This is a genomic window from Thermomicrobiales bacterium, from assembly GCA_037045155.1.
In the GTDB taxonomy this organism is placed as follows: domain Bacteria; phylum Chloroflexota; class Chloroflexia; order Thermomicrobiales; family CFX8; genus JAMLIA01.
The window spans coordinates 980,066-996,746 of record JBAOIG010000003.1; the positions used below are offsets into that span (position 1 = coordinate 980,066).

Below are 16,681 nucleotides of genomic sequence, written 5' to 3' on the forward strand. Positions count from 1 at the left end.
TTGCTTCCTTGCGCATGATCCATCGCACAACTCGCTGACAGCCCCCCGACCGAATCTGTATACTGGCCGAGGCCTGCGAAATTGGGGGCGGGTTCTTGGTGCGTTCAAGCGGGGGGTTACCAAACGCGTGACAACTGTTGAGTGGGGGTTATTAGCGGCGACCGTTGCCTCGGTGGCCGCGATTGTGTACGGGCTGATTCTTGCCCGATCGGTTCTCAGCCGGCCTGCTGGCAATGCGCGCATGCAGGAAATCGCAAAGGCGATCCAGGAGGGCGCTGAGGCGTACATGCGCCGTCAGTACACACTGGTTCTGCCCGTCGCGATCGTGATCGCAGTCGCGCTTGGCCTCGCGATCAACTGGACGACGGCAATCGGGTTTCTGATCGGGGCGAGCGCCTCCGCTGCTGCCGGCTTCATCGGCATGAGCGTCGCCGTCCGCGCCAACGTCCGCACCGCCGAAGCGGCGCGCACCGGCCTCGGCCCGGCGCTATCCACCGCATTCCAGGGTGGCACTGTCACCGGCCTGTTCGTCGCCGGGCTTGGTCTCGGCTCAGTGACCGTCTTCTACTGGATCACACGCGACGTCAACTCGTTGATCGGACTCGGCTTTGGTGGCTCGCTGATCTCGGTCTTTGCCCGAATCGGTGGTGGCATCTACACCAAAGCGGCCGATGTCGGCGCTGACCTCGTCGGCAAGGTCGAGGCCGGCATCCCCGAGGACGATCCGCGTAACCCCGCCGTCATCGCGGACAACGTCGGCGACAACGTCGGCGACTGCGCCGGCATGGCGGCCGACCTGTTCGAGACCTACGCCGTTACCGCGATCGCGGCGATGCTGCTTGGCGATCTCGTCTTCGCCAACGCCGCCCCGGCAGTCCACGACAAGGCCGTGGTCTTCCCGCTGGTCCTCGGCGCGGCGTCGATCTTCGCGTCGATTATCGGCACGATGTTCGTCCGCACCCGCGAGGGCGGCTCGATCATGGGCGCGCTTTACAAGGGTCTTATCGCCGCCGGTGTGCTGGCAATCATCGCCTTCTGGCCGATTACATCCTGGCTGCTGGGCGACAACGGCGTGATCACCGACGACGCGATCTCGATCTTTCGGCTCGACATCGCGATGTCGGCAACCTGGAAGATCTTCTTCGCCGCTGTGATCGGCATCCTCGTCACAGCCGGCGTCGTCGTCATCACCGAGTACTTCACCTCGACACGCTTCAAGCCGGTGCAGGGTATTGCCGAGGCATCGGAGACGGGCCATGGCACCAACATCATCGCCGGCCTCGCGCTATCGATGAAGTCGACCGCGCCGGCCATCCTCGTCATCGCGTTCGCGATCTATGCCGCCTACGAGTTGGCTTATTCGTCGACTGACCCAACCACGGGCCTCTACGGCATCGCCGTCGCGGCAATGGCGATGCTCTCGATGGCCGGGATCATCGTCGCGATCGACTCGTTCGGGCCGATCACCGACAACGCGGGCGGTATCGCCGAGATGGCTGAGATGCCGGACAACGTCCGTGGTGTCACCGACCCTCTCGATGCCGTCGGCAACACCACGAAGGCGATCACGAAGGCCTACGCTATCGGCTCGGCCGGCCTTGCGGCGCTAGTGCTGTTCGCCTCGTTCTTCCTGGAGCTCCCCGCGGCCGACCGTGTATTTGACCTGTCGAACCCGAGCGTGCTGATCGGTCTGCTCATCGGCGCGGCCCTGCCGTATCTGTTCGGCGCACTGCTGATGGAGTCGGTCGGACGGGCTGGCAGCGCGGTCGTCGTCGAGGTTCGCCGCCAGTTCAAGGAGCTGCCCGGCATTCTGGAGGGCACCCAGCGACCGGAGTATGGCCACGCGGTAGACATCGTCACCCGCGCCGCGCTGCGCGAGATGATCCTGCCGGCGCTCCTGCCCGTCTTCACCCCGTTCATCGTCGGACTGCTGCTCGGCAAGCAGGCCGTTGGTGGCATGCTGATCGGCTCGATCCTGACCGGCCTCTTCGTCGCGATCTCGATGACAACCGGCGGCGCAGCCTGGGACAATGCCAAGAAGTACATCGAGCTCGGCTTCTACGGCGGCAAGAACTCCCTGGCCCACCAGGCTTCTGTTACCGGCGACACGGTCGGCGATCCTTACAAGGACACAGCCGGCCCAGCCATCAACCCGATGATCAAGATCGTCAACATCGTCGCGCTGCTGATGATCGCCATTCTCAACTGGAGCTAGACACTCAAGCAACACGACGAATCGAAAGGGGCGCGCCGGTTGGCGAGCCCCCTTTCGATTCGTAATAGAAACCAGTCGGTTCGTGATTCAGGCGCCCGTGTGCTGCTTGTCCTCACGGTTAGCAGAACGCTCGCGAAGGATGCGATACATCTCCGGCTCCTCACGAGGTTCGCGACCGATCGTCAGCCGGTAAATGAGCGAGACGACAATCGATGCCGGCCCCCAGAGGATGGCGAAGGCGCTGAAAATCAGAATCGCCATCACCGCGTAGAACATGGCGAACCAGATGAGCGTCATCAGCACTTCGCTCACCACGCTCCAGTCCACTCCACGATCCGACAACGGTCCGACAAGCTCGAACCGCATCCGGAAGCTGTTCAGCGCGAAGAACATTACGACACCGGCCGGCGTCACCACCACCGGGATCAGGTAACCCCGCGCATAACGAGCGTAGAGGTATGCCGTGCCAAGGATCATCAGCCCCAACAGGATCCAGGTCACCATCCGGACCGCGTCGGGCGGCGGGGGCAACAGGTAGGGATCGCTGCGCCAGCGCTCCTTCTGGTTCACGAGAAAGCCCAGCAGTTGCCGCCAGTTGTCGACGACCGTTACCCAGAGCAGAAACACGCCGACGGTGCCGATCGCCGTTCGGGACGCTATCCGCGCCCACGGAGTCTTGTCGAACCACATCCACCGCAATGTCGAGGTGTTTCGCCGCCAGCCGAACCACAGCATCACCAGCACGGTGAGCAAGATCGGATAGTCACTCGCCAGGAACCTGAACATCACCGTGTCCCGCATCCGTCCATTTCCGGCGATTCGCCGGCCCACCCCGCATTCAATGTATTGGAGTGTACACCCGGCAAATCCTCGCGGGAGCCTCGCCTGTCGACGACAGTGCTTCGTCGTGGTCTTGACGACTGCCTCGCCCGCTCGGTACAATCGTGCCGCACAGACGAAGACGCGGAAGTGGCTCAGTGGTAGAGCATCTCCTTGCCAAGGAGAAGGTCGCGAGTTCGAATCTCGTCTTCCGCTCCAGGACGGGCCGAAAGGCCCGTTTTTCTTTCCAGTCGCGCTGCCGCGGAAATGGCGGAATGGCAGACGCTGCGGTCTTAAACATCGCTGGGCTTACGCCCGTGCGGGTTCGACTCCCGCTTTCCGCACTCTTCTTTTCGTCGAGAGTTCAGGTTCACAGGCGGCATCACAAGCCGTTCTGCTTCCCGGCCTCGGCTGCTTGCCACGCTGATTCATCGAACACGCGGGATGGCGATCACCTCCACAGCAGCGCGATCTCGGAACTCCTCCAAATGGCGTCGCATCGCGTCGAGTTGTGAGTTCCGGAGGCAACGTGTGGCAATCTGCCACTCCGCGTCGGTCAGGTCACCGTAGACGAGGACCATATTCAAGGCGCCGACGTGTGCAGCAGCCTCGGTCTGGAACTCGTTGGCGCCACCTGGGTGGCGAACGACGTAGCCGTCACCGTCCCGCTTCCCGCGCCAACTGCCGAAGCCGATAACGTTGACTCGCGTGTTGAGATCGCGATCCAATTGTTCGCCGAGTCGCCGTCTTGTCATCATGTCCACAGTTCACTGAAGAGTCGATTCACTTGACTAAGCGGGTCGGTATACGACCGCCCCGCCGCAAATCCAGTGTATGCGTTTCGTCGCTTTCGTCGCTGTCGGTCCGGCCCCTCGATCGAAGCCAGCCCATTCCGCATACCGTCGCATCGCCCTACACTACTCAGCAACCGAACGTATCAGCGACGTGAACGGAGGTCATCACACATGCTCGACGTGACGACTGCGAGGCGCGGCACATTGACCAACATCGAACGACTCACAAGCACCATCGCGAACGGGCCATACGACGCGGTTCTTGTTATGTCTCCTGAAAACGTTCCCTACTACAGCGGCTTCTACAACATGGATCTTCGATCGATTCCGGAGCGCGTGCATCTCGTCATCTGGCCGCGCGACGGAGAACCAGCGTTTGTCGTGACCGAGCGGCGAGCAGAGGCGCTCCAGCCTGGCGACACGTTCCTGTCGGACATCGTCCCCTACCAGGGCGAAGAGCTCGACTCGATGCGGGCAGTCGCCAACACGCTGGCGCGTATGCGCGTCACCTCCGGCCGCGTCGGGATCGAAGGACGCTTCTTTCCAGCCAATCACCTCCGCGAGCTACAGCGATTAGCGCCGGACGTCGAGTTCGTGGACGCGTTCGCGTATCTGGAGTCACCGAGGGCGATCAAGACGCCGGCCGAACGCGACCTGCTGGTTCAGCTTGCGCATTGGACGACGACCGCAATCGACACGGCCTTCGCCGCCGCCCAGGTGGGCGATAGCGAGCGGTCGATTTCCGCCCGGATGCAGCATGAGCTGCTCCGCAACGGAGCGGACATGATCGCCCTGCCCGTGTTCGCCGCCGGCCCGCGCGCCGGGCTGTTCCATCCGCTGGCGACTGACATGCCGGTCGAAGCGGGAATGATGGTAATGACCGACTTCGGTGGCTGGAAGGACGGCTACTTTTCGGACATCGCTCGAACCGCCGTTATGGGCCGCGCGACGGATCGGCAGCGCGACCTTTACGCGCGGATTAGCGACGTGAAGCACGCCGTGGTTGAGTTCATCAAGCCAGGGATGCCCGCGTCGGAGGTCGCGAGATTCGCGCGAGCGGCGTACGCGGCTCGGAATCTGGAGTTCAAGTGGTCGATCGTGGGCCACAGCGTCGGGCTCGGAATCCATGAGTCGCCCCAGATTTATCCCTGGGTGGACGACCCGATCCTGCCGGGGATGGTCATGATGATCGAGCTGGGATATCACGATCATCCACGCGATAGTATCCATGTCGAAGACATGGTCGAGATCACCGACCGGGGCGCCGAGTATCGCACCGACTTCAGTCGGCACGAGACAATCTGGGAGCTCGGCGTCTGATCGGGTCGGGAATAGTGCTGCTGGCAGGCAGACGCGTGCCGGGCGATCCAGGGGGGTGCTTGCCCCTGGGGCCCGGACACGCGTCAACCGGTCGTCTGGCCGGCCGGTTTGCGCTCGGAAGCGCACAGCCAGCCGGCGGTCGGCGTCGCTCGGCGCAACCAGGAGTCCACGTAGTCGCTATGGAAACGCTTCGGTCTTGCTGACGGCCCGATGGTCGAATGCGTCGAAAGCTCGAGCCGCCTGATCGACGCTGATGCCTTCACGCTCGAGATACCACCACCAGCCGCTGCATTCGTACTCAAGAAAGTAGCGACCGTCGGGGGCGAAAAACAGGCCGATCCTCACGACGCCGTCAATGAACGGCTCGACCGTCGAAGCGATCAGGCGGGGCGTGCTGCCGACGATCGGATCGCTCGTTGGACGTGCCTGACGTCTGGTCATTGATTCCTCCGCTTCATCATTGAATCGCTCGGCCCGCCCGGGGTGCGGTATCTGGAATGAGTGTGGTCCGGAGACTATTCCAGCCTCCGGACCACACAGGATAGCGGTAGGGGTAGGTAGTTACTGACTCGGAAGCTGCGCGATGCTACGGAAGTGATCGAGCACCATCTGAGTGTCGAATGGGAGCGTTGTCGTCGTTGCTGCCATGCCGGTCGGCATGTTCGTGCTGATCACGGTGACCGTGAAGTTCGCAGTAAAGCACGACGCACCACAATCGGACTCGCCCTGCTCCCCAGGTATCGAGATGGATCCAAGGGTCAGGTAGTCAGGCGGGAAGGTGACATTGAACGCGAACCCCATGATCTCACCGGGCAGGGGGATGCCAACAACGTCATCATTCTCGTACGCGCCGAACGCGAACACGAGCGGCGTGAACTCCTGAAGAGTCACGGTGATCGATCGGTTAAGGTTCAAGGTGTCGCCATCGTCCACCGCATCGTTGCTGAATACCTGGCACTGGACACCATTGATGGTTTGGCCAGCGAACCCGCAGCTGCCATTGGGGTCGAGGACGGCGAAGACCATCGGATCCCACTCGGCGTTGCCATCAATCCCGTCCTCACCCGCGTGGGAGACGTTGACGGAGTTAAGCGTCACCTTGAGGGTCGATTGTTGCGGGACGACTGTCACCGTCTTGTCCTGCGTGTTGTTCGCTTCGGCGCCCGGACCCGGCTCGACGACGGTATTGAAGACGTCGACGATCGCGCGACTGGTATAGGTGTCGGTCACGTAGTACGTGCCCTTCAGGGTCACGGTCCGCGACTCACCTGGGTTCAGGCCGTTAATGAACTCCAGCGGGCCGAATGCGTCAGTGTTCGAGAGCAGCCACTGGACGGCGAAGTCGTTGGCGGGCCACGGCCCATTATTCTTGACGGTTATCGACGCCGTCGCCTCGACTCCACGCACCGGGGATGCCGGATTGATCGTGAAGCCAGTGATGATCAGATCAATCGGCGCAGGCTGAACCGTCACGTTCAGAATCTTGAGGTTGTTGTTCTCGGCCGGCCCGAACTTGTTGCTCTCAGCGATGTTGTTGAATGCGTCCACATTCCCGAGTAGCCGAACGTTCCCGGAGACCGGGTAGGTGTACTGGAACGACACAGTCGTGGTTGCGCCGGCCGCCAGTCCGTTGACCTGCTTGGAAATCGTCTGCGGGCCAGGCGTGAACAGGAACAGCGAATCCGGGTTCAGCTCGACCATGAAGTTGCCGGCCGGTGTATTCCCCAGGTTCTTGACCGTGAGGTTGACCGTCGCTGGTTGTCCCTGCGTCGGCGATCCGGGGGAGATCGTCATGTTCGTGATCGTCAGGTCGATGTAGTTCGGCCCGACTGTCACGGTGACCGGCTTGGCGTTGTTGTCCTCCTTCATCTCCCAGACAAGCTTCGTGCTATCGACGGTGACTGTCCCGTCGAACTTGCCGGGGAGCCAGTACACGTAGTTGAACGTCACATTCGTCGACGCGCCCTCGGCGAGGCCGTTCACCTGAATCGACACTGGCGAAACGAGCCACCACGGCTGCCATTGCACACGGAATGGTCCGGCGTCGGCGTGGCCGATGTTCTTCACGGTCACCGTTGCGGTGGCGATCTGGCCCGGCACTGGAGCAGCCGGGTTAATCGTGAAGTTTGTCGAGACCAGGTCCGGCAGCGCCGGGTCGACAACGACCGATTTTGCGAACGTGTTATTGGTCTCGTCGGTCTCGAACACCCAACCGCCTGAATCGACGGTTGCCCAACCATCGAAGGTCGCGGCCCACCAATAGGTGTAGCTGAACGTCACGGTCGTTGTCGCTCCAGCGCCCAGGGCGTTGACCTGAGTCGTTAACGGTGACTCCATGAGCCATGGGTACCACTGGAGCTGGAACGGACCGGCATCAGTATTCCCGTTGTTGACAATCGTGATCGTTGTCGTAACGGGGCGGCCGGCGACCGGGATCGGTGGATTGGAGGACGGATTCACCGCCGATACCACCGTGATGTCGGTGATCTGGAGATCGATCGTCGCGGGCTCGACGCTCACCGGGAGAATTTCGAGATTGTTCATCTCGTTGGTCTCGTTGACCGCATTCCCGGTGTCGACGTTGACGATCGTCATGAAGTTCCCCGAGTTGGGGAACGCATACACCAGATCGACGACCATCGTCGCGTTCGCGTTCAGGTTGGCCACGGATGTCGATGGCCCGGCCGGCGCGAACTGGTCTGATTGCCACTGCACGACGAAGGCCTGCGCGGCGCAAGTACCTACGTTCTGAATGGTGATGTGGACTGTCGCGTTCTGGTTCTGAATGGGTTGGTATGGATCTGTCGACATCGCGATGATCCGAAGATCCGCGCAAGGCGTCGCCACCGCGGCCACTGGAGACACGGTCCCGAACACCAGTGAGAGGAGAACAACGACAACAGCAAGACGGCGGAGCAACGCTGCGTGCACCGACCCTACCCGTTCTACTCGGGATGCCCGCACGCAGGACGCAACGCAAATCCGGCGGACACTACCGAGCTACCGTAGAAAGACGTTAAGTACGACGATGGCGTTGTCGGTTTCGACCACCGGAAACGCTCACGTGACACAATTGCCTCGAGACGATCCCACTGTAACGACGACCCGCGCGAATGTCAATAGGGTCGCGTCGCGAGTGGTTACATGCGTTTACCGGGGTCCACGTCGGGCGCTCGATGTGGCAGCCGCGGGGTGAAACGACCGCGCAGACGTCTCTGTGCAAGGTGTCAGCGACACTAAATGCCGCAGGGATTCATTCGTCAGACCGAGCCGGGGTTTCGCCTGGACTCTCCGGCAACGCGTTACGTCGAGCGTCCTGGCTGTTCCCGTCTCCACACACAACGTCGATCTGATCCATGAACAGCCCCAGGAAGCTTCTGGCAGCATCGTCGTCGAACAGCACGTGTCGATATCTGAGTGACAGGCACATGCGGTTGCGGAACCGAACGACACCGATCCCAAGTCCCGGCGGCATCGACGCAGGTGTCGATCCCCACAGCTCGACGATCGAGCCGGCGGTTCCAAGGCTATCGAAACCACGTAGCCGGCCAACGTTCGACATCAACGCGGCCACCTGTCTCCGACGTCGGATGCGGGGCTGGCTGAGCAACAGGATGAAGAATGGGTCCAGGCGTCGCAGCCACGACGGACGGCCACGAAACGCCGCTGCGCTGTACTTTCGCAGGAGCTGGGTCTGGTCACAGACAACGTCCATCAGCACGGTGGGATTCACTCGTTGCTCGGCCGTCGTTTGCACGACGCCATGGCCGACGACGTTGGCAACGACCTCGTGCAGCCACGCCGCAGGACGCAGATTGACCGGCATCAGCACCATCACCCGCTCGGCGGATTCGTGCTGGCGTTGGTTCCACTCGGCGATCGCGAGGTGCAACGCAGCAACGAGGACATCGTTCACCGTGATCGTCGAGCGATGCTCGTGGAGCAACCGCAGGTCGAACGCATCGACGTCACGCGAGGCGTAGCACATCCCGTAGCCGGGCTCGACCGTCGGGCGTAACGGACAAACCAATGTCGGAAGGTCATTCCAGCGGGTCACCGGAGCCGACGGGTCAGCGTTCGCCGCCTGATCTTCCTCCGGATCAAACCTCAGCTCGCGAGCCGCGAGCGGGTCAACGTCCGGGACCGGATCTGCTGCCCCCTCGTAGTGACGCACCACCGACCGGAAGAATCGGATTCCACCCATGCCATCGGCCATCGCGTGGTTCCAGGCGTAGAGCAGCGAATCACCGCCCGGCCGCCGGACGAGTAGCAACCGGATCGCGGGTGGTTCACAGAGATCAATGAGCTGGCTGGTGAACGCGGCTCGAAGCGCGGAAAGATGCTCGTCATTGTCAGCGTCGGTTACCTGGATGACCTTGCCTGGATCGATCTGGCCGGGTGCGCGAAGCTCCCACATCGGTGGGCGCAATACCCGACGGCCCGCTGCTCGTCGAGCGCGTGCCATCGGGTGCGTCGCCACCGCTGCCGCAACTGCGTTCGTGAGCTTCGACACGTCGATCGAGCCCGACACACGAATCTCGATGCAGGCGTTCTGCGGCTGATCCAGCCGATTTCCGAAAGCGAGGATTTCCTCAGTGACGGTGAATGGGAAACGCACGTCGTATGCTCTCGTACTGTTCCGAACCTGTTCCGTCGATCATCCGGCGGATGCGCGGATCAGCCGGATGTGTCGGAGGGGCGTGGGAACATAGTGCCGTCCCCACGCCTCGCCAGTTGATTGACGCCTCAGGTCAACTCAGTGACAGGTGCTCGCTCCGTAGCTCACCTGCCGGCCCAGGCGCATGATAATATCCCCAAGGTCCTCTCGCGTCGTCTCACTCGTGATATTGACTCCCGAACCCGACGTTGCGTACACCTGCTGCTGCAGGTCGTCGAGGGACTTGGCAGCCACGTTGCAAAAATTCTTCGAGGCGGCCCACTCGGCGCGCTTCAGCGTCGCGAGCAGCGTCTGACTTCCGTCAGGCGCCACATCGCCCCGCGCGGCCGCGTCGGAGATGCTGGACCGAACCATCGCGAACGTCACCGCCTGGCTGGCAGTCTGGGACGATGTCGTGTTCGATGGATCCGACGCTGTGCCGGACGCCGACTCAGCGACGATCTGATACGCATACTGATTGCCGGCCGCCGCTGTTGTATCCGTGAAATGCGTGTCCGAGGTTGTCCCGATTTCGGTGAATTGACCCGGGACAAGCACCGCGTTCGTGCTATCGCCGGTCGCGACCGCCGGCGGCGGGAAGTCAGGAACGAATCCCCGGTTGCGCGTCACCGTGCGATCGAAGGCGAAGCCCGGGGTCGACGTATACCCGGCTCGCAAGACCCGATAGTTGGCGGCGCCATCGACCGCGTCCCATGACACGACATTCTTGCCATCGACGACCTCGGTCAGCACCCGGCTCGGAGACTGCAATGTGCCGTCTGTCGTCGTCGCCTGGTCGTTGGCTCTCCCGCCTCGCGTCTGCCGCCACGGGAACGGTGTCCGGCAGAAGCCGAACGAACTCCCCTGCCAGATCGCGGTGCCCTGGCCGTGGTTCGCGCTTCCGACAAACCCGCCGGCCGGTGTGTTCTGCATCGTGCGCGCGCCGAAGTTGTAGGTTCCATCGCCGAACGCATTCATCGTCACCAGGTTCCAGTACTGACCATCGCAGCTACTGTAAATGTCGAACCCGAACTGCCAGGACAACAGCGTATTGAAGATCGGCACATCGCGGAACGACCAGCTCCAGTCGTTCGTCCCGACATAGAGCGCCCCGCCCATGTCTTCCATACGCCAGAAGTGCGCGTTGAACACATTCCCGTAGCCATCGGGAAGGCCGCTGATCGGGTAGACCGTCTTTCCGCTCGAAAGCGTCCGGCTATTGCCGACCACGAGCTGCCACGAGTCATCGGAGGCAATTCGGATCAGCTCCGACCCGGGGAAGACGGTCGAGTACCAACCGCTCGCGCCGACATACAGACGATCACGGAACACGTGCATCGACACCACCGACGTGATTGCCTGCCCCCGTCCGGCGCCGTTGGTCACGATCGGCGTGAAGCTGAAGGCCGAGCCCGGCGTCGAAAGGCTCGCTTTCCAGACTCCGTACCCGGACGTGGCCGACCCGGTGCCGATATACAGCGCGTTATTGAACGTCTCGAGCTCGAAGACGCTGAGGTCCGACGGGCTGACCTGCGTATAGGTCGGACTGCTCCCCAACGGGTCCTGTATCTCGAGGACCGCGCCATCACCGGTGTAGCTCTGGCTCGCTGTCGCGAACAATCGTCCTTGCATGACGATTATGCCGCGATATCCGATGACATCGTATGCGCCATATGACGTGTGAATCTGTCCCGGCGCTCCAGGGACTGCGGTGAACGTTTCACCATCCGTCGACTTGAGGAATCGTGGCGGCGCGGTGGTCAGAAGCTCGGGGATGTATTCCCCGGCAGTCACATCGCCGACAACCAGGGTGTCGTTAATAACCGCCATTCCCCGGTAGCCGATATCGCGAGCAATCTGCTTTCCGGGCGCACGCGGGTTGTCAACTGTTTCCGACTTGTAGACCAGCTTCCATGCGTGTGTTCCTGGCGTGAACTGCCAGATCTCCGCTCGGAGGTCGAGATCGTACTTGTCGGCCGCGCAAGTCAGGTCCGGCGCGGGGTGCTCCGGATACAGCCCATACCCGGGATAGTAGTAGTCGAGCAGCGCGTTTTCGACGCATAGTGGGTTGGCGGCTGTGCCAACGTACAGCTTGCCCTTGAACCATGTCATGGACCAGGAGTAAGCGTTCTCCTTGTTTCCGAAACCTCCGGTAGAGACTTCGGAGACGCCCGGGCGGGCGGCCAGACTCGTGAAAACCTGGACCAAGGACAGCAGCGCAAGCACCAATAATGTGCCGACAATCCTGCGCCGGGACGTCTTAGAACTACGTAGCTTCATGTGTCCCCCACGATCTCTCGATCCACAACCCGATCGACGCTACCTTCTCGCTCACGCTTGAGCCACCATACGCTCGATAAGCTGTGCAGCGCCGGGCGGGCCCGGAGCCGCGTTCAATTCCCTCGCAATTCTTCTGGCATTTTCTCGATAGCCCGAGTCAGATAACACTTGTTCCACTGCTTCGCGTAATCCTTCGGGTGTGCATTTGCGCGGCAATAACCGCACTCCCGCGCCGGCCTCGATCACCCGACGGGCATTATCGGGCTTGTCCCAGGTAGTCGGAACGATGACCAGCGGCACTCCGGCCCGCATGGCGCTCATGACAGTCCCATTGCCCCCCGTCGTTACGAGGGCTGAACAGCGTGGAAGGAGAGTATCATGATTTGCCCACTCCGCGACATGGAGATTCGGCGCCAGATTGTCCCCGCCAGGGACCGCCCGCTCGCGTCCGGCCGTCACGATCACCTGCATCGGCCGGCCAGCGAGGCCCTCGATCGCTGCCCGCAAGACGAACGGGTCTTGATAGTGGGACGTGCCCTCGGTGACATGAACCCATGGCTCATCGGTCGGCACCGTATCGAGCCAGGCTTCGCCATCGACCCTTGCAGGCGGGTGCCACATGAATGGCCCAAGGTAATGGACGGTCGCCGGCAGGTCGTGCCGGTCGTAGTCGAACTCTGGCACGTTCCCGACGAGATACAGCGGCAAACGACCGCCGAATTCGTTGACCGAACATCCGAGTGGCGAAAGCCCATGCTGGGCTCGAAACAAGTCAATGCGTCGTCGGAGGCCGGTCGCCACGAAATCTGTCGAGTGATTCATGACACTCGCAAGCAGACGTGACGCGGACGATCGAGGCGGCGCCATCCCGAACCCCCAGACAGGGGCGTCGGGGCCAGGAATCATCGATCCCATCGACGACACTAACGCAACCGGAATCGGCGTAGCCTCCCACAGGACGACCACCGGACCCCACATCGAAAGGTCGGTGACAATCGCGTCCGCCGGCCACACGTCCAGGATCGCCTGTAAGTCTGCGACCTGCTCCGGGATCGACTCTACAATCCAGTTGCGGAACGCCTGATGGCCGACCCGCAGCGACTGGCGCCGACCTCCGGCGCGCTCCTCCAACTCGTGAATCCGCTCCCAGCGTTCAGAGCGCACAGCCTTGAATGGGAAGAAACGGATTCCCGCCGCTTCCACCACGTCACGAGATTCCTCTGCGGTGTAGAGCGCCACCTCACAACCACGCTCTCGCAACGCCAGCGCGATGCTCATGTGGGGAAAGACATGACCAGGAAATGGCCAGCAGGTGAGGAGAATCCTGGCGCTCATTCCGACTCCAATCGCAGACGCAGTGTGTGCAGTCTTGCCCGAATCATCGCTGACGAAATCCACTTCTACCGATCACGTTACGAGATTCAATTGGCCATTGTTACCGCGGCAGGCGCAAGCTCCTCGAGCAGCTCTGCGGCATGCGCCGGCCCGGGGGCAGCGGCCAGTCGTTGAGCCAGGCTCAGCGCGTTGGCCCGATACCGAGGCTTGCTGATCACCTCTCCCACTGCCGCTCTGAGGCCTGCTGGAGTGCAGCGCTTTGCCGGGAGACGGATACCGACACCCGCGTCGACAATTCGCCGGGCGTTATCGGGCTTATCCCATGTTGTCGGGACAACCACGAGCGGGACACCGGCTCGCAGCGCACTCATCAACGTGCCCGCCCCCCCGGTCGTCACCATTGCGGCACAACGCGGGAGCAACGTATCGTGGTTGATCCAGTCCGCGGTGTGAATGTTCTGGGCGAGGTCGCCGAGGTTGAGGTCGGCGATCGACCGTTGCCGACCACTCGTCAGAATGACCTCCATCGGCAGCCCCGCCAGGCCCTGCGCCGCCGCTCGGAGGACAAATGGGTCGCCATAGCTCAGCGTGCTCTCGGTCACGTGAACCCACGGTCGTTCGGTGGGGATCGTCCCCAGCCACTCGGGATCCGTCGATATCGCGGGTGGATGCCAAACCATTGGGCCGAGATAGTGGACGCTGGCCGGCAGGTCCTTGCGGTTATAGTCGAGCTCGGGCAGGCTGCCGATGAGATAGAGTGGCAGCCTGCCGGTGAAGCGATTCATGGATGTGTCGAGCGCCGGAAGGCCGTAGTTCGCGCGGATCTCGTTCACGCGCGCTCGCAGCCGGCGGCCGGCGATCTCCGTCATACCATTGATCGCTCCGGCCACAAGGCGCGCTCCCGCTGTCCGGGGCGGCGCCATCCCAAATCCCGCCGGCGGCGCGTCTGCGCCCGGCGTCAGGCAGCCCAACAGCGTCGACATGATCGCCACCGGGGTCCTGCCGGATTCCGACAGCACGAGGATCGGGCCCCACATCGCTGTCTCGCTGACGATCACATCCGGTCGCCAGTCCGCGATGATCGGCTCAAGGTCGGCGAGCTGATCCGGTATCGTCTCAACCAGCCAGTCGCGGAAAATCTGCAGGACATTGCCAGCCTCCGGCCTGCCGGACGGCGCGGCGGTGTCCATCGAGATCATGCTCTTGGTCGCCCGTGCTTCGGAAACACGCTCAAATGGAAAACAGGTGAAGCCCGAAGCCTCGACGAGCGGCTGTGCCGTTGAGCCGGTATAGAACGCGACATCGTGACCTCGCTCGCCGAGCGCAAGCGCAAGGCTCATGAACGGGCTGATGTGTCCAGCAAATGGCCAGCAGGCCAGCAGGAACTTCGCCATCATCTTGCCTCTCGATCACCTGCACGCGTTAGCAACGAAAATCCCTCACAACCAGGCATCTCGTCAACACAGGCTATGAATCCGAGCCCGTCGCCACCACTGCCTTCGCATCCATCGTTTCCTTTTCGATCCGTTTGATTAGCCCTCCGAAGTAGACGCGCTCGAAGAATGGTTCCGGCAGCAACCGTCGGAGCTTGACAACGGCGGAGGCGGGGCGTCCGACGATGTACCGCATCTTTGGCTTCTCCGCAGTCAGCGCCAGATGGATAGTCTTCGCAACATCAATCGCCTTCGTTCGCGAGCGGGCGACGACCTCATCGGACATCACTTCACTCACCTGGAACATCCGGTAGTACGGACTCTCCCGATCAAACGCGCCGGCCGCGAGGCCACGGTGCGTTGTCCAGCGAGTGGTGTCGATGATGCCCGGCTCGACGAGAATAGACTGCAGACCGAACGGGGCAATCTCCATCGCGAGCGCCTCGCCGAAGCCTTCGAGCGCGAACTTGCTAGCGCAGTACATCGACACGCCGAACGACGACACACGCCCGCCAACCGACGAGATTGTGATGACCCGCCCACGACCTGCTTCTCGCATGTGCGGCAGTGCGGCCTTCGTCACCGCGATGGTTCCGAATACATTCGCGTCGAAGACCCGCCGGATCTCGTCGTCTGCCAGGTCTTCGAGGCAGCCACGGAGACCGATTCCAGCGTTGTTGACCAGACCGAAGATCGAGCCAGATTCGCGGACAATTTGCTCGATCGCCGCATCGATGCTCTCCTGGATGGTGACATCGAGCTCGAGTATCTCGACGTGGACTCCCCGGGCAGCAGCAGCCGCGCGCACTTTCGGCTCGGACACGATGTCCCGCACCGTCGCGTAGACTTTGAACCCCTTGTCGGCCAGATGGAGGGCGGTCTCTAATCCAAGACCGGTCGAGCTCCCGGTGACGACAACAGTATCGAGTGGCTGTCCGGCACTGCCCATCGATCAACCCTCCTTCTCTGATGAGACGGCATCCGCAACCGTCGAGAATCCAGAAAGCGCGGCAAGGATCTGGTCGGCAACGAGCTCAGGCTGTTCCAGCGGCCCGAAATGTCCCCACTCCGACCGTGGCAGCAGGACTGATTCAACGCTGGGCAGGTGGTCGCGCAAGTACGTATAGGTGCCGAGAAACGCGGACCGGTCGCTAAATATCTGAACGACCGGCGTGGTGATCTCGGCGATCCTGTCCAGCGACAAACTGCCGATCTGCATCGTTTCTTCGGCCATCGAGGTCTCGTCGAGCAGGCGCAGAAATGGCCGCGAGTTGCGCGGGAGGCCATTCAGCGGACCCCACTTCTTAGGCACCTCAAGGCTCAGCCGGAATAGATACTCGACATCCGTTCGTCGTTCGGGGGGAACGACATGACCAGCCCGCGCGAGGACATCGGTCCAGTAATCCCAGCCCTCCCAATCATCGCGTTCACGATCGTAGATCATTGCCGGAAGCGCCGCTTCGATTGCGACGATGCCATGAACGCGCTCGGGGAAGAGGAGCGCGAAGTAGAGCGAGATGTCAGCGCCGTAGCTATGCCCGACCAGTGCCGGCCGCTCGATCTGGAGCGCGTCGAGGAGATCCCGCAGGTCTATCGCCATGTCGTCCGCTGTATACCCGCTGGCCGACACCTCGCTATATCCGTGACCGCGCAGGTCATAGGTCGTAATCCGGTAATGATCCCAGAGTAGCGGGATGATCTTCAGGTGCCAGACGGCCAGGTTTCCGGTGAGGCCATGAATCATGACCACATCTGGTCCGTTGCCCACCTGCTGATAATGGAACTTCAGCCCGCTTCGCACGACGATCTTCGGCATTCGTAATCCTCT

General features: G+C 62.1%; 12 protein-coding genes and 2 tRNA genes. 4 read left to right on the plus strand and 10 right to left on the minus strand.

Features of this window, described 5'->3' with window-relative positions; translation table 11 throughout:
- The first annotated feature begins 127 nt into the window (after window positions 1-127).
- Window positions 128-2,215, plus strand: a complete 2,088-nt coding sequence (locus V9F06_07880; protein ID MEI2617534.1) for a sodium-translocating pyrophosphatase — start codon at window positions 128-130, stop codon at window positions 2,213-2,215.
- Between the two features lie 87 nt (window positions 2,216-2,302).
- Here the strand turns inward: V9F06_07880 and V9F06_07885 are convergent, their stop codons facing one another.
- On the minus strand, window positions 2,303-3,004 hold the full coding sequence (locus tag V9F06_07885) for a hypothetical protein (GenBank protein MEI2617535.1): 702 nt from the start codon (window positions 3,002-3,004) through the stop codon (window positions 2,303-2,305).
- A 174-nt stretch (window positions 3,005-3,178) separates the two neighbouring features.
- Between V9F06_07885 and V9F06_07890 the strand changes: the two genes are divergently transcribed.
- Both V9F06_07890 and V9F06_07895 read left to right on the plus strand, forming a co-directional pair.
- Window positions 3,179-3,253: transfer RNA gene (locus tag V9F06_07890), tRNA-Gly, on the plus strand.
- A gap of 42 nt (window positions 3,254-3,295) precedes the next feature.
- Window positions 3,296-3,378: transfer RNA gene (locus V9F06_07895), tRNA-Leu, on the plus strand.
- 84 nt (window positions 3,379-3,462) lie between these two features.
- Here the strand turns inward: V9F06_07895 and V9F06_07900 are convergent.
- Window positions 3,463-3,792, minus strand: coding sequence for a hypothetical protein (locus V9F06_07900; GenBank protein MEI2617536.1), 330 nt, complete (start codon window positions 3,790-3,792; stop codon window positions 3,463-3,465).
- Between the two features lie 207 nt (window positions 3,793-3,999).
- Between V9F06_07900 and V9F06_07905 the strand changes: the two genes are divergently transcribed.
- Window positions 4,000-5,148, plus strand: coding sequence for a Xaa-Pro peptidase family protein (locus V9F06_07905; GenBank protein ID MEI2617537.1), 1,149 nt, complete (start codon window positions 4,000-4,002; stop codon window positions 5,146-5,148).
- A 177-nt stretch (window positions 5,149-5,325) separates the two neighbouring features.
- Here V9F06_07905 and V9F06_07910 read toward each other — a convergent pair whose 3' ends face one another.
- The 8 genes from V9F06_07910 to V9F06_07945 form a co-directional block, all read right to left on the minus strand.
- Window positions 5,326-5,589, minus strand: a complete 264-nt coding sequence (locus V9F06_07910; protein ID MEI2617538.1) for a hypothetical protein — start codon at window positions 5,587-5,589, stop codon at window positions 5,326-5,328.
- 120 nt (window positions 5,590-5,709) lie between these two features.
- Window positions 5,710-8,112, minus strand: coding sequence for a CARDB domain-containing protein (locus V9F06_07915; GenBank protein ID MEI2617539.1), 2,403 nt, complete (start codon window positions 8,110-8,112; stop codon window positions 5,710-5,712).
- A gap of 289 nt (window positions 8,113-8,401) precedes the next feature.
- Window positions 8,402-9,766: a hypothetical protein gene (locus V9F06_07920; GenBank protein MEI2617540.1), complete on the minus strand. Its 1,365-nt coding sequence runs from the start codon at window positions 9,764-9,766 to the stop codon at window positions 8,402-8,404.
- 138 nt (window positions 9,767-9,904) lie between these two features.
- Window positions 9,905-11,917, minus strand: a complete 2,013-nt coding sequence (locus V9F06_07925) for a hypothetical protein (protein ID MEI2617541.1) — start codon at window positions 11,915-11,917, stop codon at window positions 9,905-9,907.
- Between the two features lie 219 nt (window positions 11,918-12,136).
- Entirely contained in the window at window positions 12,137-13,420 is a 1,284-nt protein-coding gene (locus V9F06_07930) for a nucleotide disphospho-sugar-binding domain-containing protein (protein ID MEI2617542.1), read from the minus strand.
- Between the two features lie 86 nt (window positions 13,421-13,506).
- Window positions 13,507-14,817, minus strand: a complete 1,311-nt coding sequence (locus tag V9F06_07935; protein ID MEI2617543.1) for a glycosyltransferase — start codon at window positions 14,815-14,817, stop codon at window positions 13,507-13,509.
- 70 nt (window positions 14,818-14,887) lie between these two features.
- Complete coding sequence (locus V9F06_07940; protein ID MEI2617544.1) at window positions 14,888-15,802, minus strand: SDR family oxidoreductase; 915 nt, start codon at window positions 15,800-15,802, stop codon at window positions 14,888-14,890.
- A gap of 3 nt (window positions 15,803-15,805) precedes the next feature.
- A complete protein-coding gene (locus tag V9F06_07945) occupies window positions 15,806-16,669 on the minus strand; it encodes an alpha/beta hydrolase (protein MEI2617545.1) in 864 nt (287 codons plus the stop codon).
- Between the last annotated feature and the right edge of the window lie 12 nt (window positions 16,670-16,681).